This is a genomic window from Chelativorans alearensis (assembly GCF_010993735.1).
GTDB lineage: Bacteria > Pseudomonadota > Alphaproteobacteria > Rhizobiales > Rhizobiaceae > Chelativorans > Chelativorans alearense.
Window position 1 is genome coordinate 1 of sequence record NZ_WQNI01000009.1, and the last position, 20110, is coordinate 20110.

Annotated in this window: 16 protein-coding genes; 4 read left to right on the forward strand and 12 right to left on the reverse strand. The window is 66.7% G+C overall.

Annotation, left to right across the window (positions count from 1 at the left end; all coding sequences use genetic code 11):
* The coding region (locus tag GPJ75_RS14100; protein ID WP_163268978.1) for a uracil-DNA glycosylase at positions 1 to 656 on the forward strand (656 nt) is incomplete at its 5' end.
* A gap of 97 nt (positions 657 to 753) precedes the next feature.
* Here the strand turns inward: GPJ75_RS14100 and GPJ75_RS14105 are convergent.
* The 8 genes from GPJ75_RS14105 to GPJ75_RS14140 all read right to left on the reverse strand — a co-directional run bounded on the left by GPJ75_RS14105 (position 754) and on the right by GPJ75_RS14140 (position 6581).
* Complete coding sequence (locus GPJ75_RS14105) at positions 754 to 1170, reverse strand: DUF1801 domain-containing protein (protein ID WP_163268979.1); 417 nt, start codon at positions 1168 to 1170, stop codon at positions 754 to 756.
* A 52-nt stretch (positions 1171 to 1222) separates the two neighbouring features.
* On the reverse strand, positions 1223 to 1660 hold the full coding sequence (locus GPJ75_RS14110) for a DUF1801 domain-containing protein (protein ID WP_163268980.1): 438 nt from the start codon (positions 1658 to 1660) through the stop codon (positions 1223 to 1225).
* A gap of 5 nt (positions 1661 to 1665) precedes the next feature.
* Positions 1666 to 1887, reverse strand: a complete 222-nt coding sequence (locus tag GPJ75_RS14115) for a hypothetical protein (RefSeq protein ID WP_163268981.1) — start codon at positions 1885 to 1887, stop codon at positions 1666 to 1668.
* A 28-nt stretch (positions 1888 to 1915) separates the two neighbouring features.
* Positions 1916 to 2305 carry a VOC family protein gene (locus GPJ75_RS14120; protein WP_163268982.1) on the reverse strand — a complete coding sequence of 130 codons (390 nt, stop codon included), beginning with the start codon at positions 2303 to 2305 and terminating at the stop codon, positions 1916 to 1918.
* A gap of 78 nt (positions 2306 to 2383) precedes the next feature.
* On the reverse strand, positions 2384 to 2794 hold the full coding sequence (locus tag GPJ75_RS14125; protein WP_163268983.1) for an SRPBCC family protein: 411 nt from the start codon (positions 2792 to 2794) through the stop codon (positions 2384 to 2386).
* The gene (locus GPJ75_RS14130; protein WP_163268984.1) at positions 2791 to 3114 is read right to left on the reverse strand and encodes an ArsR/SmtB family transcription factor; all 324 of its coding nucleotides are present in this window, start codon (positions 3112 to 3114) and stop codon (positions 2791 to 2793) included. The genes GPJ75_RS14125 and GPJ75_RS14130 overlap by 4 nt, the downstream gene beginning before the upstream one ends.
* 126 nt (positions 3115 to 3240) lie before the next feature.
* On the reverse strand, positions 3241 to 4197 hold the full coding sequence (locus GPJ75_RS14135) for a DMT family transporter (protein ID WP_163268985.1): 957 nt from the start codon (positions 4195 to 4197) through the stop codon (positions 3241 to 3243).
* Positions 4198 to 4268: 71 nt separating this feature from the next.
* A complete protein-coding gene (locus GPJ75_RS14140) occupies positions 4269 to 6581 on the reverse strand; it encodes a xanthine dehydrogenase family protein molybdopterin-binding subunit (RefSeq protein WP_163268986.1) in 2313 nt (770 codons plus the stop codon).
* Positions 6582 to 6753: 172 nt separating this feature from the next.
* On the opposite strand from GPJ75_RS14140, the gene pepN reads away from it, so the two are divergent.
* From pepN to GPJ75_RS14155, 3 genes are all read left to right on the forward strand, one after another.
* Positions 6754 to 9399, forward strand: a complete 2646-nt coding sequence (pepN, locus tag GPJ75_RS14145) for an aminopeptidase N (protein ID WP_163268987.1) — start codon at positions 6754 to 6756, stop codon at positions 9397 to 9399.
* A gap of 225 nt (positions 9400 to 9624) precedes the next feature.
* Complete coding sequence (locus tag GPJ75_RS14150; RefSeq protein WP_163268988.1) at positions 9625 to 11952, forward strand: PAS domain-containing sensor histidine kinase; 2328 nt, start codon at positions 9625 to 9627, stop codon at positions 11950 to 11952.
* Between the two features lie 82 nt (positions 11953 to 12034).
* Positions 12035 to 13219, forward strand: coding sequence for a serine hydrolase (locus tag GPJ75_RS14155; protein ID WP_163268989.1), 1185 nt, complete (start codon positions 12035 to 12037; stop codon positions 13217 to 13219).
* 18 nt (positions 13220 to 13237) lie between these two features.
* On the opposite strand, the gene GPJ75_RS14160 is transcribed toward GPJ75_RS14155, so the two are convergent.
* The 4 genes from GPJ75_RS14160 to GPJ75_RS14175 form a co-directional block, all read right to left on the reverse strand.
* Positions 13238 to 16204, reverse strand: a complete 2967-nt coding sequence (locus GPJ75_RS14160) for a bifunctional [glutamine synthetase] adenylyltransferase/[glutamine synthetase]-adenylyl-L-tyrosine phosphorylase (RefSeq protein WP_163268990.1) — start codon at positions 16202 to 16204, stop codon at positions 13238 to 13240.
* A gap of 41 nt (positions 16205 to 16245) precedes the next feature.
* On the reverse strand, positions 16246 to 17649 hold the full coding sequence (locus GPJ75_RS14165; protein ID WP_163268991.1) for a sensor histidine kinase: 1404 nt from the start codon (positions 17647 to 17649) through the stop codon (positions 16246 to 16248).
* A gap of 7 nt (positions 17650 to 17656) precedes the next feature.
* Positions 17657 to 18331 (reverse strand): response regulator transcription factor, encoded by a 675-nt coding sequence (locus GPJ75_RS14170; RefSeq protein ID WP_163268992.1) that lies wholly within the window; start codon positions 18329 to 18331, stop codon positions 17657 to 17659.
* A 165-nt stretch (positions 18332 to 18496) separates the two neighbouring features.
* Positions 18497 to 20002: a Do family serine endopeptidase gene (locus GPJ75_RS14175; RefSeq protein WP_205602537.1), complete on the reverse strand. Its 1506-nt coding sequence runs from the start codon at positions 20000 to 20002 to the stop codon at positions 18497 to 18499.
* Positions 20003 to 20110: the final 108 nt, after the last annotated feature.

Sequence of the window (20110 nt, forward strand, 5' to 3'; positions counted from 1 at the left end):
CCCCTGCCCCGCCCCGGCCGGCGGTGCGCGCCGCCGTCCCCGACGAGGCGCAGGCCGCGCGGGCGCGCGCGCTTGCGCGCGAGGCGGGATCACTGGAGGAGTTGAAGGCGATCCTCGCCGATTTCGACGGCTGCAACCTGAAACACACCGCGAAGAACATGGTCTTCGCCGATGGCAACCCGGAGGCCGACCTGATGCTGGTGGGCGAGGCGCCGGGGCGCGACGAGGACCTGCAGGGGCTGCCTTTCGTCGGCCGTTCGGGAAAGCTGCTCGACCGCATGCTGGCGGCGATCGGCCGCGACCGCACGAGCGCCTACATCTCCAACGTCATCCCCTGGCGGCCGCCCGGCAACCGCGATCCCTCGCCGCTCGAAACCGAGATCTGCCGCCCGTTCATCGAGCGGCACATCGAACTGGTGAAGCCAAAGGTGCTGGTGACGCTGGGCAACCCATCCACCAAGCTGCTGCTCAACACGCAAACGGGCATCATGCGCATGCGCGGCACGTGGGCGATCCACGCCACCCCGGATGGGCACGAAATCCCGACGATGCCGACGCTGCATCCGGCCTATCTCTTGCGCAACCCGGCGCACAAGAAGCTCGCCTGGCGCGACTTCCTCGCCATCAAGGCGAAGCTCAAGGAGCTGGGCGGCTAGGGTGTGTCGAGAATAGTCGCATCAGGCGGCGCCGGCCGGCTACACGACGCCCTCAAGCGCTCTCTGGACTCCGAGAGCGGGCGGGGCAAGCGGTGGCTCACGCCGAAACGTTCAGAGCCACGGCGGCGCGAATGAGCGCTTTCAACGCCTCTTCATCGATCCTGCCGCCCTCGTGAAAATCGATGGCGCGGCGGGTGTTGCCTTCGAGGCTGGAGTTGAAGAGGGCCGAGGGGTCCTCAAGCGCGGCGCCTCTGGCGAAGGTCAGCTTCACCTTATCCTTGTACGTCTCGCCGGTGCAGATGATGCCGTCGTGCTCCCACACCGGCACGCCCAGCGGGTTCGACGGCTTTCGCCATTTCACCTCCTCGACCACTTCGGGGTCGGCCTCCCTGATGAGAGCCCGGACGCGCGCGAGCGTCTCGCCCCGCCAGTCGCCTAGCGCGGCGATTTTCGCGTCGATGAGCTGGGAGGGGGCGGCTTCGGCTGTTGCTTCTGTCGGGTCGCTCTTCTTCATGGTGTCATCACCTTCTTCATGGTTGTTGCCGCTCGCCCGCCATCCATTCCGCTCACAACTTCTCGCCGGGCAACGCGGCCGCCTGCTTCACCCAATCGGCGAACTGGGCTTCGTCGAACTGGCCTTCATAGATGTCGAGGTAGCGCACTTCCGGGTGTTTTGACGCGCCAGGCGGAACCGGCCGAAGCGACGTGCCGCGGAAGAAGGTCACCTTCACGTATTTCGTGAAGCAATGGTAGCTGAGGAACCAGACGTCATCCTCGATGCCGTAGAAGGGCGAGTTCCATTTGACCGCCTTCTTCACGCCGGGGACGGTGCGCGCGACGATCTCGTCGATGCGGCGCCCGACGTCGCTTTTCCAGCCCGGCATGGCCGCGATGTAGGCTTGCACGGGCGCGTCGCCGTAGCCCTTGGCGATCTGCGGGTTGCCGCCCGAGAGGAGAACCGGCTTTTCGGCCTTCGCCGAATTCTTGGACGTCTTGCCGGCCATCGCGTTCACTCCTGCCCGACGGTTCGTCCCTCGCCGCGCCACCTCGCCGCATACGGCAGCACGAACATGTAGAGGCCGGTGAACAGCTGCAGGAAGAGCGGCGGCAATGGCGAGTAGACCACCCAGGCCGGAGGCTCCCCCAGACCCATGGCGACGAAGTTTGCAATGACGGCCGCCGTGAAGACGATCGACGTCCATCGGTGAACCTGCCGAATCAAAATGTTCATTGGGACCTTCCTGTGAGACGCGCCCGCCCTACCAGCGCGCCAGCTGGGTGATTTGAACGAGGTTGCCGCAGGTGTCGTGCAGCTGGGCGATGGTCGAGCCGGTTACCTCGGTCGGCGGCATGGTGAACTCGGCGCCGCGCGCCTTGATGCGCTCGTGGTCGGCCTTGACGTCGTCGGTAAAGAACATGACGGCGGGCTGGCCCTGTTGGAATATGGCCTCCCGGTAGGCCTTGGCCGCCGGGTTGTCCGGCGCGAGTTGCAGCTCGGTTCCGTCCGGCTCTTCGGGCGAGGCCACGGTCAGCCAGCGAAACGGCCCATTGCTGAAATCGGCCTTCTTGGTGAAGCCCAGCACCTCGGTATAGAAGCGCAGAGCCTTTTCCTGGTCGTCCACGTACACGCTGGTCAACTTGATCTTCATCGGTATTCCTCCGTTGTCACGCGCGCGGTGAGTACCGCTTTGTAAACAGGGTCTTAGCTGCGATTGCTCCGGCGGGCCTCAATCCATCCGCGCCAGGACCTCTTCCAGGGCCGCGAAGAACCGCGGCCATCCGGCCTTGGCGCCCCGGTAGTAGGGCTGCTGGTCCGGCCGGAAGCCCGACTGCTCCATGCGCAGGAGGGTTCCCGTGCTCGTCGTGGTGAGCGTCCAGGTGACGACGCTCCTCAAATCCTTGGTGTCCCACGTGTAGGAGAGCGTCTTGTGCGGCTCGGCCGTCTGCACCTTTCCGTCGACCGTGCCCCAGTCCGCGCTGAGATTGAAACGGTCGCCCACGACAGGCTTGAAGTCGTTCTTCATGAGCCACTCCTCGATCAGGTGGGGTTGGGTGAGCGCGCGCCAGATCTTTTCCGGCGGATGCGAGATCTCGCGTTCGACGACGACGGAGAGCGTTTCGGGTTCGGTATTGGTCACTGGTCCATCCTATTGAGCAGATCTTCGAGGTCGTTGAACCGGCTTTGCCAGAACCCGGTCATCTGGTTCGTCCAGTCGACCAGCGGGGAAAGGGCGCCGAGCTCGGCGCTATAGTGCGTCTGGCGGCCTTCGTGGCGGTCGCGCACCAGCCCGGCCCGCTTCAGGACCCCGAGATGCTTCGAGACGGCCGGCTGCGAGATGCCGGCCTCGGCCGTCAGGGCCCGGACCGTCAGGTCTCCCTCGCGGCACAGCCGCTCGAAAATGGCGCGCCGCGTCGGATCGGCGAGCGTTCTGAAAAGGATATCGTGGGGCTGTGGCATTGCAATCGATAACCCGCTGGCTATTGATCGAAATCAATAACCGCCGGGATATGTGTGAGTCAAGCAGGCTTGTGGGGCGCGACGGGCGCCGGCGTCTCCTTGGTCCGGGAGACGCGCTATCGCCTCTCACCCACCCGGCGGCACGAACCTTCTGGCGGCGACGCGTTTTAGGCCGAGTTGGCGCTCGCGCCAGATGATGAAAAGGCCGGCGCCGACGACGATGATGCCGCCGACGAGCGTGTAGAGGGTGGGTATGTCGCCGAAGGCGAAATAGCCGACGACGATGGCGAGGATCATCGATGTGTATTCGAAGGGGGCGATGGTCGAGAGTTCGGCGTGGCGGTAGCACTGGGTCATCAGGATCTGCGCTACGCCGCCGCAGATGCCGGCGCCCGCCAGCGCCAGGAACTGCCAGCGCGTCAGCGCTTCCCAGCCGAAGGGGATCGTGAACAGCGAGACGACTGTCGCGGTGGCGGAGAACCAGAGGACGATGGTGGCCGTCTTCTCCGTCATCACCAGCCGGCGCACCAGAAGCATGGCCACAGCCGAGGCGGCAGCACCGCCGAGGATGGCGATGACGCCGAGGGCCTGGCCTTCCTCCATGCCGGTTGCCCCCGTCAGCAGCGTGAGCTTGGGCCAGGCGATGATGACGACGCCGAGGAAACCGACCAGCACGGCGCTCCAACGGTAGAGGCGCACCACCTCGCCGATGAAGACGGCGCTGAAGACGACGACGATCAGCGGCTGCGCATAGTTGAGCGTGATGGCGTCAGGCAGGGGCAGGCGCGTCAGGCCGAAGAAGCCGAGGCCCATGGCGGCGACGCCGACGAGGCCGCGCATGATGTGGCCGATGGGGCGCGTCGTGTGGAAGGCGGTCCGCAGCTCCTTCCGCCAGGCCAGCATGACGAGGATCGGGAAGATGGCGAAGAAGGAGCGGAAGAAGACGATCTGCCCGGCCGGGACGGTGCCGGCCGACTTGATCAGGGAGGACATGGCGACGAAGATCGCCACCGATATGATCTTGAGCGTTATGCCGACGAGCGGCCTTCGTTCGGTGGCAAGGTCTGTGGCGGCGACGGCCATGGCCACTCACCTGCCCGGCCGGGCTGGAACCGCCGGCCGGACGTTTTGCGTGCATTCGTCGGATGGCGGTGTCACCGCGTCCCTCGCGCCTCCGCGATCGCGTTCCACACGCGTGACGGCGTGGTGGGCATCTCGATGTGGGAGATGCCGTAGGCGCGGTAGAGCGCGTCCGTCACGGCGTTGAGCACGGCCGGGGTGGAGCCGACGGTGCCGGCCTCGCCGGCGCCCTTCATGCCAAGCGCGTTGGTGGTGGAGGGCACGTTGCGGGTCTCGAAATGGATGAGCGGCAGAAGGTCGGCGCGCGGCATTCCGTAGTCCATGAAGCTCGCGGTGATGAGCTGCCCGTCCTCCGAGTAGATCGCCTCCTCCGTCAGCGCCTGGCCGGCGCCCTGGGCGATGCCGCCGTGGATCTGGCCGGCAAGCAGGATCGGGTTGGCCGTGGCGCCGAAATCGTCGACCACCGTATAAGCCACGACCTCGGTCCTGCCTGTCGCCGGGTCGATCTCCACCTCGCAGATGTGGGTGCCGTTCGGGTAGGTCGGCTCCTCCTGGCGGAAGTCGCCGAGGCCCTTGATATCGTCGGGGTTCTTCGCCGCCTTGGCTATGCCTGAGAAATCCATCGCCCGGTCGGTGCCGACGATGCGGGCCGTGCCGTCGACCAGTTCGATGTCGGCGGGCGAGGCTTCCAGTTCGTCGGCGGCGAGCTTCCTGATCTTCTCTGCCAGGTTCTCGCCGGCGCGTGCGGCCGAGACGCCGCCGATGGGGATGGAGCGGGAGCCGCCGGTGCCGCCGCCCGATTCCAGTTCATCCGTGTCGCCCTGGTGGAGGTGGATCTTGTCGATGTCGATATTCAGCTTCTCGGCGATCAACTGGGCGTAGGCCGTGGCGTGGCCCTGGCCGTTCGACTGGGTGCCGATGGCGAGCGTCACCGTGCCGTCGCCGTTGAGGGTAAGGTGCGCGGGCTCGGAGCCGGGGAAGGCGCAGGCCTCGATATAGGTGGCCATGCCGATGCCGCGGATATGGCCGCGCTTCTTCGCCTCTTCGAGCCGCTCCTCGAAATCCGCCCAGCCGGCACGCTCCATGGCGAGCGTCATGTGCGCGTCCAGCTCGCACCGATCGTAGGTGCGGCCGCCGGGCGTGACATAGGGGAATTGCTCCGGCTTGATGAAGTTGCGGCGGCGGATCTCCTCGCGCGGGATATCGAGCTGGCGCGCGCACTCGTCGACCAGCTTCTCGATCAGGAGGGCCGCTTCCGGCCGCCCTGCCCCGCGATAGGCATCGACGGGACAGGTGTTGGTGTAGACGCCCTTCACCGTGGCGCTGAGCGGCTGGATGTCGTAGACGCCGGTCGCCATCGTCACCCCGCCGGTGGGGATGTAGGGGCCGAACTGGTGGATGTAGGCGCCCATATTGGCCAGGACCTCGATGCGCAGGCCGAGGAAACGGCCGTTGCCGTCGAGCGCCATTTCGGCGGTGACGACGTTGTCGCGGCCCTGGCTATCGGTCAGGAAATGCTCGCCGCGGTCGCCGTTCCACTTGACGGGGCGGCCGAGCTGCTTGGCCGCTTCCATCACCAGGGCATATTCGCGATAGGTGAAGGCCTTGGTGCCGAAGCCACCGCCGACGTCGGGCGTGATGACGCGCAGCTTCTCCTTCGGGAGCTTGAAGACCTGATCGGCCAGCACCGACTGCATCATGTGCACGCCCTGGGAGCCGGTGGTGAGCACGAAGCGGTCCTCGTCGTCGCGCCATTCGGCAATCGCCGCGCGCGGCTCCATGTAATTGGCGACGAGGCGGTTGTTGATGAAGGATACCTTGACGACGCGCTCGGCCTTGTCGAAGGCTTCCTTCGTCTTCTCCTTGTCGCCCTGGTGGTAGAGGAAGGCCTGGTTGGAGCCGAGCTCGGGCCACACAAGGGGTGCACCGTCCGCAAGCGCCTCGGCCGTACCGGCAACCGGCTCCTCGTCCTCGTAGTCGATCTCGATCAGCTCGGCGGCGTCCTGCGCCTCAGCCCGCGTGTCGGCGACGACGAAGGCCACCGCGTCGCCAACGTATTGCACGCGGTCGCGGCAAAGGATCGGGATGTCGCGCGTCGGGGCGCGGCTGCCGTCCGGCTGCTCCGGCATGGCGCCGGACGCAAGGTCGCCGAGATGGGCGGTGTCGGCGCCGGTCAGCACCAGGTGCACGCCGGGGGCGGCTTTTGCCGCGTCCACCGACGTTACGGTGAACCTGGCCTTGGCGACGGGCGAGCGCAGCACATAGCCGTGCAGCGTGCCCGCCGGGGTGATGTCGTCCGTGTAGCGGCCCTTACCGGTGATAAAGGTCTCGTCTTCCTTGCGCAGCACGGATGCACCCATGCCGAATTTCGGTGTGAGAACCGTCATGCCGGGATTCCTTACGATTTGTTGGGCGAGCGATTGGGCGAATGAATTGGAAACATCTGGAGACATTCCGATGCAGACAGTTTTGTCGACGGGCGGCATCGTGTAAAGAGCCACACTTGAAATTGTTGGGCCAGGCGGCGCGCGGTGCCAGTGGCCGGCAGGGGAGTAAAGCATGCGCACCGATACAGGCCAAGCATTCCACCTCGAAGACTATCGCCCGAGCGACTATCTCATTCCCGAATTGGAGATGACCTTCCGGCTGGATCCGGAAAAGACGCTGGTGACGACGAAGCTCCTGGTGGAGCGGCGGGAGGGCGTTGCGGCGGGCGCGCCGCTGGCGCTCGACGGCGACGGGCTGGCGCTGGAGACGCTGCTGATCGACGGGGAGGCCGTCGACGACGGCGCCTACGAGGCGACGCCGGACAGCCTGAGGATCACCGGATTGCCGCGGCAATCCCGCTTCGAGGTGACCATCGCCACGCGCCTTGCTCCTGCGCAGAACAAGGCGCTGATGGGTCTCTACGTCTCCAACGGGGTCTACTGCACCCAATGCGAGGCGGAAGGCTTCCGCCGCATCACCTACTGCCTCGACAGGCCGGACGTGCTCAGCACCTACCGCGTGCGCATCGAGGCGCGGGAGAAGGAAGCACCGCTCCTGCTTTCGAACGGCAATCCAGCAGAGAAGGGCGCGCTCGAGGACGGCTGGCATTACGCGGTCTGGCACGACCCCTTCCCCAAGCCCTCCTATCTCTTCGCTCTGGTGGCCGGGAGCCTGAGCGCGGTGCGCGACCGCTTCGTCACCATGTCGGGCCGCAAGGTCGACCTTGCCATCTATGTCGAACATGGAAAGGAGGAGCGGGCGGCCTATGCGATGGACGCGCTGAAGCGGTCCATGGCCTGGGACGAGGAGCGCTTCGGGCGCGAATATGACCTTAACGTCTTCAACATTGTCGCCGTCTCGGACTTCAACATGGGGGCGATGGAGAACAAGGGGCTCAACGTCTTCAACGACAAATACGTGCTGGCCGACCCGGAGACCGCCACCGACGCGGATTTCGCCAATATCGAGGCCATTATCGCGCACGAGTACTTCCACAATTGGACAGGCAACAGAATCACTTGCCGCGATTGGTTCCAGCTCTGCCTGAAGGAAGGGCTGACCGTCTACCGCGACCATGAATTCTCCGCCGACCAGCGCTCGCGCGCCGTCAAGCGCATCAGCGAGGTGCGCACCTTGCGGGCGCATCAGTTTCCCGAGGACCAGGGGCCGCTGGCGCATCCGGTGCGCCCGCGCGTCTACCGCGAGATCAACAATTTCTACACGGCCACCGTCTACGAGAAGGGCTCGGAGGTGGTGCGCATGATCCGCACAATCCTCGGGCCGGACGCCTTCCGCGCCGGCATGGACCTCTACTTCGAGCGCCACGACGGCGAGGCCGTGACCATCGAGGATTTCCTCGCCTGCTTCGAGGAAGCCTCGGGCAAGGACCTCACCCAGTTCGCGCTCTGGTACCACCAGGCGGGCACGCCGAATGTCACCGTCGCCACGAACTACGACGCGCGGGTGAGGGAATACATGCTGGAGATCGAGCAGGCGGTGCCGCCGACGCCGTCGGAGGCGCGCAAGCGGCTGATGCATATCCCCCTCGCCTTCGGCCTCGTCGGCCCGGATGGGCAGGATATGGCCTATGAGGGCGTCGATGGCGCGGAGGTGGAGGACGGCGTCATCCACCTCAAGAAGCGCCGCCACCTCATCCGCTTCAGCGGTGTGAAGGCGCGGCCCGTCGTCTCGCTCAACCGCGGGTTTTCCGCCCCCATCACGCTATCGCTGGAGATGCGTCAGAAGGACCGCCTGTTCCTTGCCCGCCACGACAGGGACCTGTTCTCGCGCTGGGAGGCGCTCAATACGCTTCTCACCGAGGCGCTGATCGAGGCATCGACGCGCGTTCGCGGCGGCAAGAGCCCGGGCTTCGACACGGTGCTGCTCGGCTATCCGGCGGAGATCGCGGCGGAGGAGAGACTGGAGGCTGCCTACCGGGCGCTGGCGCTGACGCTGCCTTCGGAAGCCGATATCGCCCGCGAGATCGGCAGCAACATCGATCCCGACGCCATCGGCGAGGCAAGGAAGGCGCTGCGAGAAGCGATCGCGCGGGAGGCGCAGGAGACATTCGCACGGATATACGAGGAGTTGGAAGACGGCGGCCCCTTCAGCCCGGACGCGACAAGCGCCGGCCGGCGGGCGTTGCGCAACGTCCTCCTCGAATACATGGCCGCGGGCTCGGGCGACCCGGCGTCCGCCGTGCGGCAGTTCGAGACGGCGGGCAGCATGACCGACCGGGCAGCCGCACTTTCGGTGCTGGCGCACCAGTTCCCGGGCAGCGATGCGGCTTGCCATGCGCTCGCCGCTTTCGAGGAGCGCTACGGCGACAATCCGCTGGTGCTCGACAAGTGGTTCATCGTCCAGGCGACCACGCCGGGCGACAAGACCGTCGACCTGGTGCGCGGCCTGATGGAACATCCGGCCTTCTCGCTCACCAACCCCAACCGCGTGCGCTCCCTCGTCGGCACCTTCGCCTCGAACAACCAGACCGGCTTCCACCGTGCCGACGGCGAGGGCTACCGCTTCCTGGCCGACATGGTGCTGGCGATTGAGAGGCACAACCCGCAGGTTGCCGCGCGCATCGCCGTCGCCTTCCGCTCCTGGCGCTCGCTGGAGAAGGGCCGGCAGGAGGAGGCGCGCAAGGCGCTTGCCCGCATTGCCGCCCAGAAGGAGCTTTCGCGTGACCTGCGCGATATTGTGGAGCGGACGCTGGCTTAGTGCAGGCCGTCGCCGTGCGCGCGTCGTCCCGGAAGCTGGAGCGATAGCGGAGGCTGTCCGGGATGACGCGCGCGGGTGGGGGATGATCGCCCTCACCCGTTCCGCCACCTCAATTTTCCCCGCCCCTCTGGACAAGGCGAATCACCTCTGATTCCTTATGGGTGATTCGCAGGGTCGGCGTAGGCGGATCAGTCAAGGGAAAAGAGAAGCGAGGGAGCCCTTCGGATGGCGAAGGCGGACACGTGGGCGATACCCACGGGGGGTATTTTCTCCAGGCGCCGGAACCGCCGCACGCATGGTATGGGGTTGGCCGGCAACGCCAAGATCATTGCCGCGCCCGCCTATGAGCGCCTGCTTGCCGTCGAGCCCTACCTGCGCCGCTCCATCCCCATCCTCGTCGTCATCTTCCTGCTGGTCATCGCCTCCGCCCGTTTCCTGTCGATGATGGAGTGGCGCGAGGAGATCGAGCGCGACACCAAGACGCTGCTCGGCATGGCGGCAAACAATCTTGCCCAGTCGATGCGGCTCGCCGCACCGGAAGGCCTGCCGCAGCCGCAGGAGGCGGGCGTGCTCATCGACGAGGTGAGCCGCCAGGGCGGCATCGGCAGCGACTGGATCCTGGCGGTGGCCGACCGGCAATTCATCGTCACCGCCGCCTCGCCGCGTGGGCAGAAGATGGCCGGGCAACCGCTGGACACCTTCGTGACCGGCGGGCAGCCGCTGTTCCTGTTCGGCGAGCGGGCTGGGGTGCTCGACGTGCGCCTCGGCGGCACGGACTGGCTGGCGGCGGTGGATATCCTGCCGGGTGGGGCGGGTGCGGCGGTGGCGCTCGCCGACCGCGACGCCATCTTCGCCGACTGGCGCCGCTCCGCCTCTCTCAACGTCACGCTCTTCGTGGTGACGGCGGGCGTTCTGATGGCCATCCTCTACGCCTATTTCAGCCAGGCGGCGCGGGCACTTGCCGCCGACCGCATCTATCTGGAGGCGCATCAGCGCGTCGACCTGGCGCTGGTGCGCGGGAAATGCGGCCTGTGGGACTGGGACATGGCGCGCGGCAAGATGTACTGGTCGCGCTCCATGTACGAGATGCTGGGCTATGAGGCGGCCGACGTGATGCTTTCCTTCGGCGACGTGTCGAGCATCATCCACCCCGACGACGGCGACCTCTTCACGCTCGCCAACCGCATCGTGGCGCGCGAGATCGACCAGATCGACCAGGTGTTCCGCATGCGCCATGCGGACGGCCGGTGGATATGGATGCGCGCGCGGGCGCAGGTGGTCGATGCGGACGCGCCGGAAATCCACCTCATCGGCATCGCCGTCGACGTGACCGAGCAGCGGACGCTGGTGCAGCAGTCGGAAGCCGCCGACCAGCGCTTGCGCACGGCGATCGAGAACATCACCGAATCCTTCGTCTTGTGGGACGCCGCCGAGCGCCTCGTCATGTGCAACACCAAGTACCAGCAGGACACGGGCCTCGACCTAAGCGAGATCGTGCCCGGCGTGCGCCGCCAGGACATCGAGAGGCGGATGAACGCCATCCGCTCGGAACGGCGGCTGATGAGCCAGGCAAACCCCGGCGCCGGCGCCACGTTCGAACGGCAGCTCGCCGACGGGCGCTGGCTGCAGGTGACGGAATTGAAGACGCGCGACGGCGGCACGGTGTCGGTCGGCACCGATATCACCCAGCTCAAGCAGCACCAGGAAAAGCTGGTCGACAGCGAGCGGCGGCTGATGGCGACCATCCACGACCTTTCCGTGGCGCGGCGCGCCGAGCAGGAGCGCGGGCATGAGCTCGTCGAGCTCAACCGCAAATACATGCGCGAGACCGAGCGGGCCGAAGCGGCCAACCGGGCGAAATCGGAATTCCTCGCCAACATGTCGCACGAGCTCAGAACCCCACTCAACGCCATCATCGGCTTTTCCGAGCTCATGCAGCAGAGCCTGTTCGGGCCGCTGGGTTCCGAGCGCTACGAGGAATATGTCGGCGATATCTATTCCAGCGGAACCTATCTCCTCGGCGTCATCAACGACATCCTCGACATGTCGAAGATCGAAGCCGGCCAGTTCTCCATCAACCGGGAGTGCATCGACCTTTGCCCGCTCATCCGTGAGACGGTGCGTGTGGTGGCGCTGCAGGCGGCCAAGAAGGACATCGAGGTGGAGACGGAAATCCCCGATTCGATCTCGCTGGTGGCCGACCGTCGCGCCATCAAGCAGATCGTCATCAACCTTCTGTCCAATGCCGTGAAGTTCACCGGCCAGGGCGGCAAGGTGACGGTCAGGGCGCGCAAGGTCTCCGGCGCGCTGACGCTGGCGATCGAGGATACGGGCTGTGGCATCCCGCGCGTGGCGCTGAAGAAGCTCGGACGCCCGTTCGAGCAGGTCCAGAACCAGTTCTCCAAGAACCACGCGGGCTCGGGCCTCGGGCTCGCCATCTCGCGCTCGCTCACGGAGCTGCATGGCGGGGCGCTGAAGATCCGCTCGAAGGAAGGCGTCGGCACCATCGTGTGCGTGCGCATTCCCGTGCTGGAGCAGGCCGAGGCGGCGTAAGGCGTAGACGAAACCTTGCCGCATTCGGCTGCTTATCTCCGCCGACTGCTCCTTCACACGATCCTATGGGGAACCCGGTCGGATGCGCACGCTGCTCACCCTTGCCGCCATTTCGGGCCTGCTCGCCTTCCCGGCGCCCGGCAGCGCGCAGGAGCCGGCGGACCCGAAAGCCGTTCTGAAGCGACTGTTCGAGGCGCCGGAGCTTGAGAGGGAGTGGTTCGCGCCGGATTTCCTGGCGCAGATACCGACGGCCCAAATCGTCGGCATCGTCGAATATCCCGAGAAGCGGTACGGCCAGCTTCGGTCGATTTCCGGCGAGGGGCAGCGCTTCACCATCGCGCTCGAGCGGGCCGAGATACCGACCCGCCTCGTGCTCGACGGGGAAGGACGTATCGCCGGGCTCCTGTTCGAGCCGGCTGTGGCGGCGGGGGCGCTGACCCAACAGGTCGATGCCGTTGCCGGACTTCCGGGCCGGACGGCGCTGCTTGTCCTGAGCGACGGAGAGGAACGGGCCGCACACAACGCCGATGAACCGCTGGCGGTCGGCTCGGCAGCCAAGCTCGCCATCCTCAAGGCGGTCACCGATGCGGTTTCGCAGGGGCGTCTGGAATGGGATCAGGTGGTCCCGCTCGACCCGGACTGGCGGTCGCTGCCCTCGGGCATCCTGCAAGCCTGGCCGGACGGGACGCCACTCACCGTCGCCACGCTCGCCAACCTGATGATCTCCATCAGCGACAACACGGCGACGGACGCGCTGATCCGGCTTGTCGGGCGCGAGGCGGTCGAGGCTATAACGCCGCGCAACACGCCTTTCCTCACGACGCGCGAGCTCTTCACGCTCAAGGCCGCGGGCAACGAGGAACTGCGCTCCGCGTGGATCGCAGGGGACGAGGAGGCGCGGCGCGATGTCCTCGAGCAGGTCGCCTCGGCGCCGCTTCCGGGCGAGGAGGCACTTCCCGCCGAGCCGACCGTCGATATCGAATGGTTCCTCTCGGCCCGCGAACTCTGCACGCTGATGGAGGAGCTTTCAGCCCTCCCCGCGCTGCACATCAATCCGGGGCTCGCGGCATCGAGGAGCTGGCGGAAGGTCGCCTACAAGGGCGGTTCCGAAGCTGGCGTCCTCAACTACACCACCTGGCTGGAAGATGGCGAGGGAACCAGCCACTGCGTTGTCGCGACGTGGAACAACGGCGATGCGGCGCTCGATGAGCGGCGGCTGGTGTCGAGTTATCGGGGGATATTGGGAGCGTTGCGGGAGGGGGAATGAGGCCGGAAAGGGCGCACCCTACCCCTTCCTCCGCAACAGCCGGTCGAAATGTCCCCTCACCCGCCGCGCGGTGTCGGCGACATGCGCCTCCAATACGCCGAGATCGGGCAGGTCGGCGCCGCGCAGGAGGGTGTCGGCGAGGCCGGGCGGTACGTCGTTGGGGTCGAGCGGGCCGGTGAGGCACAGGCGGATCACCTGGGTGAGCATCATGTAGAGCCGGTGCGCCTCCGCAAGTTCTGTGCGCGTCTGCTCATCGGCGAAGGCCGGCGCTAGGGATGAAAGGATATCGGCGGTGCCGGTGAGGGGCGGCTCGCTCGCGCAGCGGCCGGAAAGGACGGCGACCTGGGCGATGAATTCCAGGTCGATGATGCCGCCGGGGATGAGCTTGAGATCCCAGGTGTCCCTCGGCGGCTTCTCCTTTTCGATGAGATCGCGCATCTTCACCGCGTCGCGCGCCAGCTTCCCATACGAACGCGGCAGCGAGAGGATCGCCTCCACCTCCGCCCGCGCCTCCTCGCGGAGCGTCTCCTCGCCGGCCATGGGGCGCGCCCGCGTCAGCGCCATGTGCTCCCACGTCCAGGCGTCCTTGCGCTGGTATTTGCGGAAGGCGTCGATGTGGGTGGCGACCGGCCCCTTGTTGCCGGACGGGCGTAATCTCAGGTCCAGCTCGTAGAGCACGCCTTCGGCGGTGGGGGCGGAGACGGCGGCGATCAGGCGCTGGGTGAGACGGGCGTAGTAGTGGGAAGGCGCCAGGGGCTTGGCGCCGTCGGATTCGTCCGCCTCCGGCGCATGGTCGTAAAGCAGGATCAGATCGACGTCGGAGCCGGCGGTCAGCTCGCGGCTGCCGAGCTTTCCCATGCCGAGGATCGCCGCCCGCCCGCCTGGCACGCGGCCGTGGGCGAGCGCGACTTCCTCCTGCACCGCCTCGAAGGCGGCGCCGATGGTGAGGTCGGCGAGGTCTGAGAAGGCCTTGCCGGCGCGCACGGCATCGATGCTTCCCGTAAGAAGGCGGATGCCGATGAGGAACTTCTGCTCGGCGGCGAAGATGCGCAGACGGTCGAGCACCTCCTCATAGACGCGCGCCGCCTCCAGGAAGGCTTCCAGCCTTTGCGCCAGATAGGCGCGGTTGGGCAACTCGGAAAGCAGCGCCGGATCGAGAAGGCCGTCGAAGACGTGCGGGCGGCGCGTGATGACCGCCGCAAGGCGCGGGGCGGCACCCATGATCGTGGCGAGCAGTTCCAGAAGACGCGGGTTCGACTGCAGGAGGGAGAAGAGCTGGATGCCGGCGGGCAAGCCCGACAGGAACTGGTCGAAGCGCAACAGCGCCTCGTCGGCGCGGCGCGTGCTGCCGAAGGCTTCGAGCAGCGCCGGCGTGAGCTCGGTCAGCCGCTCGCGCGCTTCCGCCGAGCGGGTGGCGCGGTAGCGGCCGAAATGCCAGCCGCGGATGACGCGGCAGATATCGCTCGTCCGCTCGAAGCCGAGCCCGGAGAGGGTCTGCAGGGTGCCGGGATCGTCGACGTCGCCCGTGAAGACGAGATTGCCGACCCCGCGCGAAAGCTCCGGCGCGGTCTCGAAAAGCGCGGCGTAGTGTCCCTCGACCGTCTTCAGCGCCGCGCGGAAGGCGGCGGCGAAGGTCTCCTCGTCGGTATAGCCGAGCAGGAGGGCGATGCGCCGGAGTTCGGCGGCGTCCTCCGGCAAGGTGTGGGCCTGCTCGTCGGCGACCATCTGGATGGCGTTCTCGACGTCCCTCAGGAACCAGTACTGTTCGACCAACCCCTCGCCCACCTCCGCCGTGATCCAGCCGTGCTTGGCCAGTTGCCTCAGCATGGCTACCGTCTCGCGCTCGCGCAGCTCCGGGAAGCGGCCGCCGGCGATGAGCTGCTGGGTCTGCACGAAGAACTCGATCTCACGGATACCGCCGCGCCCCAGCTTGACGTTATGGCCGAACACGGCCACCTCGCCATGACCCTTGTGGGCGTGGATCTGCCGCTTGATGGAGTGCACGTCGGCGATCGCCGCATAGTCGAGGTACTTGCGCCAGACGTAGGGCTGCAGTTCGCGCAGGAAGGCCGCGCCCGCTTTAAGGTCGCCGGCGACGGCGCGCGCCTTGATCATGGCGGCGCGTTCCCAGTTCTGGCCGCGGCTTTCGTAATAGTTGAGCGCGGCCTCCACGGGGATGGCAAGCGGCGTCGAGCCGGGATCGGGCCTGAGCCTGAGATCGGTGCGGAAGACATAGCCGTCCTCGCTGCGGTCCTGCAGCATGCGCACCAGCCGCCGCGTCAGCCGCACGAAGAGGTCGGTCGCCTCCAGGGGATCGACGAGGGCCGGAGCGTGCGGGTCGATGAGCACGATGAGGTCGATGTCGGACGAATAGTTGAGCTCGCCGGCGCCGAGCTTGCCCATGGCGAGCACGATCCAGCCAGAGCCGGTGCCCGGCTTTTCCGGGTCCGGCAATTTCAGCTTGCCCTGGCGGTGGGCGTCGCGCAGGAGGAAATCGACCGCCGCCCCCACGCAGGCCTCGGCAAGCGCGGAAAGCCGCGCCACGGTGGCAGCGGCATCCGCTTCGCCGGCGAGGTCGCCGAGCCCGATCAGGAAATGCGCCTCGCGCTTCAGCCGCCTGAGCGCCTTCATCACCGACGCCTCGCTGGCATCCTCGGCGAAGGCCGCCGCACCGATGGCCGCGTTCAGGCTTGCCAGCCGGGCGTCGAGCTTTTCGTCGAACAGCGCCTCGAGGTTCGGCGGGTCCCGCCGGGCGCAGTCGCGCAGGTAGGGCGACAGGTCGAAGACGGCGCCGAGGAAGTTGGCGAGCGCGCTGTCGCCGGAGAGCAGTCGGGCAAGGCGCGGGCAGTCTTCTTCGGCGGCGGTTTCAGCAAGGGAGTCAAGTTCGGCGCCGGCGCGGTCGGCGTCGAGCGGAGAAAGCGCGCGGACCGGCGCGCCGAACCAGACGGAACCGTTCTCGCCTTTCAGGGTAATGTCGCTGGGCATAAGCCTCCTCATCTTCGGGGCGGCAACAAGCGCTGCCCCTTCTACCCATTCTTGCCTGCCGGAAACACCATCGCAACCGAAAGCCCCTCCCCGTCGCCGGAAAGCTCCAGCCGGCCGCCGTGGAAGGTCATCACCGCCTTGGCAAGGCTCAAGCCCAGCCCGGAGCCCGGCTGGGTGCGGCTTGCCTCCAGCCGCACGAAGCGCTCCGTCGCCCGCTCCCGGTCGGCTTCGGGAATGCCTGGGCCGTTGTCGCGCACCGTCAGCCGCACCGCGCCGGCATGTTTCTGCAACGTGACGGAGACGGCCGGACTCTCGTTGGCGCCGCCGGCGGAATATTTGATGGCGTTGTCGACGATGTTGGAGAGCGCCTGGCCGATGAGCTCGCGATTTCCGTCGATGCGCACCGCCACCTCCGCCTCCGCCTTCAGCTCCACGCCCATTTCCTCGGCCGCCGGCTCGTAAAGTTCCACCACGTCGGCAACGATGGCGCTCAGATCGACGGTCTTCGTCGTCTCCGCGGAATAGCCGGCCTCGAGCCGTGAGATCATCAGGATGGCGTTGAAGGTGCGGATGAGCTGGTCCGATTCGGCGATCGTCTGTTCCAGCGCCTCGCGGCATGCCGCCTCGTCCTCACGGCGATTGAGCGCCGCTTCGGCGCGGTTGCGCAGGCGCGTCAGCGGCGTCTTCAGATCGTGAGCGATATTGGCGGAGACCTGCTTCAGCCCCTCGTTCAAGGCGGAGATGCGGTCGAGCATCGCGTTGAGGTTTTCCGAAAGCCGGTCGAACTCGTCGCCGGCACCCGACACGGGCAGCCGGCGGGAAAGGTCACCGCCCATGATCTGCCTGCTCGCCGCAGACACGTTGTCGATGCGCTTCAGCGCCCGGCGGCCGACGAAAAACCAGATAAGAAGCGCGCCGAAGCCCATCATGCCGAGTGCCGCCATCAACGCGTTACGCACCACGTTGCGGAACCGTTCCGGCTCGCCGAGGTCGCGCCCGACGAGCAGGATCATGCGGTTGGGAAGGCGGATGACCTGCGCCACCGCCGTGTGGCGCGAATTCTCGCCGCTGTCCTCGCCATAGCGGCGGTAGGCGAAGGGGCGATCGGTCCAGCCGACCGTGTCGAGCACGCCGGGCTGAATGCTCTCCACATTGCCGGAAAGGATGAGGCCGTTGGGATCGGTGATGAGATAGAGGTTGGCGCCGGGCTGCCGGGCGCGCATCTCCATCGCCCGCACCAGCGTCGGCAGGCCGCCGCGCTGATAGGCGCGGCCGAGGCCGCTGACCTCCTCGGCAATCGCCTCCTGCGTCTGCGCGGTGATCATGCGCACGGAAAGCGAGGTGACGTAGATGACGAGTACGACGGCGCAGATGGCGAACAGGATGAGATAGAGCGCGGAAAGCCGCGCCGCAGTCGTCTTCATGATGGCCGGCATGGCAGGCATGCGGATATCAATCCGCCCGGAGCATGTAGCCGGCGCCGCGCACCGTGTGCAGGACGGGTTTGTCGAAACCCCTCTCGATCTTGCCGCGCAGGCGCGAGATGTGCACGTCGATGACGTTTGTCTGCGGGTCGAAGTGGTAGTCCCAGACGTTTTCGAGCAGCATGGTGCGGGTGACGACCTGGCCGGCGTGGCGCATGAGGTATTCGAGCAGGCGGAACTCGCGCGGCTGCAGCGTGATCTCCTGCCCGCCACGGCGCACGGCGTGGGACAGGCGGTCGAGCTCCAGGTCGCCGACGCGGTAGACCGTCTCGATATCCTTGGCGCCCGCACGGCGCTTCAGCACCTCGATGCGGGCCAGCAACTCGGAGAAGGCATAGGGCTTTGTGAGGTAGTCGTCGCCGCCAGCGCGCAGGCCCGTCACCCGATCGTCCACCTCGCCCAGCGCCGACAGGATGAGCGCCGGCGTGGCGTTGCCCTTGGAGCGCAGCTCGGCGATGATCGACAGGCCGTCACGGCGCGGCAGCATGCGGTCGATGACGAACACGTCGTAGCTGCCGGTCTCGGCAAGGGCGAAGCCGCTCTCGCCATCCGGCGCGATATCGGCGGTGTGGCCGGCCTCCGCGAAGGCCTTCTTCATGAACCCCGCCGCTTCGCGGTCGTCTTCGATAACCAGAATCTTCATGACAAGAGGTTTACACCGAACGGCCCCGCACAGGCGATAGATTCAGGCCGGTGAAAAGACGCGGCGGCGAGAGGGCCCGCCGCCGCGCTGGCTCAGGGGCGGTGGGAAAAGGGGCTAGCGCCCACCGCCCGTATCGCCAGAGGGAAATCCACGGCAGCCTGCCGATCAGCCGATCGGCAGAGCCATGAACCGGTTGGAATTTTCCCGCTCAACCTGCACCAGCACTGCACCGCGGCCCGCGTTGGAGGCCGCCTCGACAGCCGCCTTCAGGTCTTCCACGGAGCTCACGGGCTGCGAGTTGACCGAACGGATGATGTCGCCCGGTGCCACGCCGACATCCTCGGCCGCGCTGCCCGGCTCGACATCGGTCACGACCAGCCCCTCGCCATCCTCGGCCGGAGTGACCGAAAGGCCGAAGTCCGTCGAGGTGACCGAAGGTTCTGAGCTGTCGGGAGCCGCCGCCGCCAGCTGATCGGTGCTGGGCATCTCGCCGAGTTCCACATCGAGGTTGGTGGCCTCGCCGTTGCGCCACACGGTCACCTCCACTGTCTTACCGGGATCGTACTCGGCGATGCTGCGGGCCAAATCACGCGGTGAGGCGATGCTCTTGCCGTCAACGGCGACGACCACGTCGCCCGCCCGGATACCGGCCGAGCCCGCCGGCTCGTCCTTTTTGGCGTCGACGATCAGGGCACCCTTGGCCTCGTCCAGGCCGAGGGATTCGGCGATCTCGTCCGTCACGTCCTGGATCTGCACACCCAGCCAACCGCGCTCGACGGTGCCATCACGGATCAGTTCCTGGACAACCGAGTTTGCAAGCGAGGCGGGGATGGCGAAGGCAATGCCGACATTGCCGCCGGAGGGCGAGAAGATGGCCGTGTTGACGCCGACCACCTCGCCCGACAGGTTGAAGGCCGGGCCGCCGGAGTTGCCGCGGTTCACCGCCGCATCGATCTGGATGAAATCGTCATAGGGACCAGCGCCGATCTCACGGCCGCGCGCCGAGACGATGCCAGCGGTCACGGTGCCGCCGAGGCCGAAGGGATTGCCCACCGCAACCACCCAGTCGCCGACACGGACGGCGCCATCGTCGGCAAAGTCCACATAGGTGAACTTGCGGCCGTTTTCCTTGACCTTCAGCACTGCAAGGTCGGTGCGCGCGTCGGTTCCCACCAGCTCCGCATCGATCTCCGTGCCGTCATCCATGACGACCATATATTCGGAGCCACCCTGGACGACGTGGTTGTTGGTCACCAGGTAGCCATCCTCGGAGATGAAGAAGCCGGACCCCTGCGCGACGGGACGCTGGCGCAGACGGGGACCGCGACGCTCTGAGCGCCGATCCTCGCGGAACTGGTCGAAGAAGCGCTTGAGCGGATGGCCGTCGGGCAGGTTTTCCATGCCCGGCATGTCGAAGAAGGGGGAGGAAACCGTTCCCGTCTCCGCCGTCTCGCCCCTGACGCGGACGCTTACGACGGCCGGGGAGACGACCTCCACCACATCGGCGAAGCTCGGCGCCTGGACAGGCTTATCGAGCTTGACCGGCTCGGCCAGCACCGGCACCGTTCCCGTGCCTATCGCGCTGAGGCCAACGGCACTGGCGATGGCCACCGAGGCCACCGCACCGATCAGGCGCACGCGCGTTCTTGAAGTGGCTTTGTTTGAACTCATGTCGGAATTCGCTCCTTTTGCCAATCGAAGCCGCAATGACAGCGGTCTGCTCGGCACACTTTTCGTGCCGGGTTGGTTCGAAGGTAGGAGCATACACCTTACGGTGCC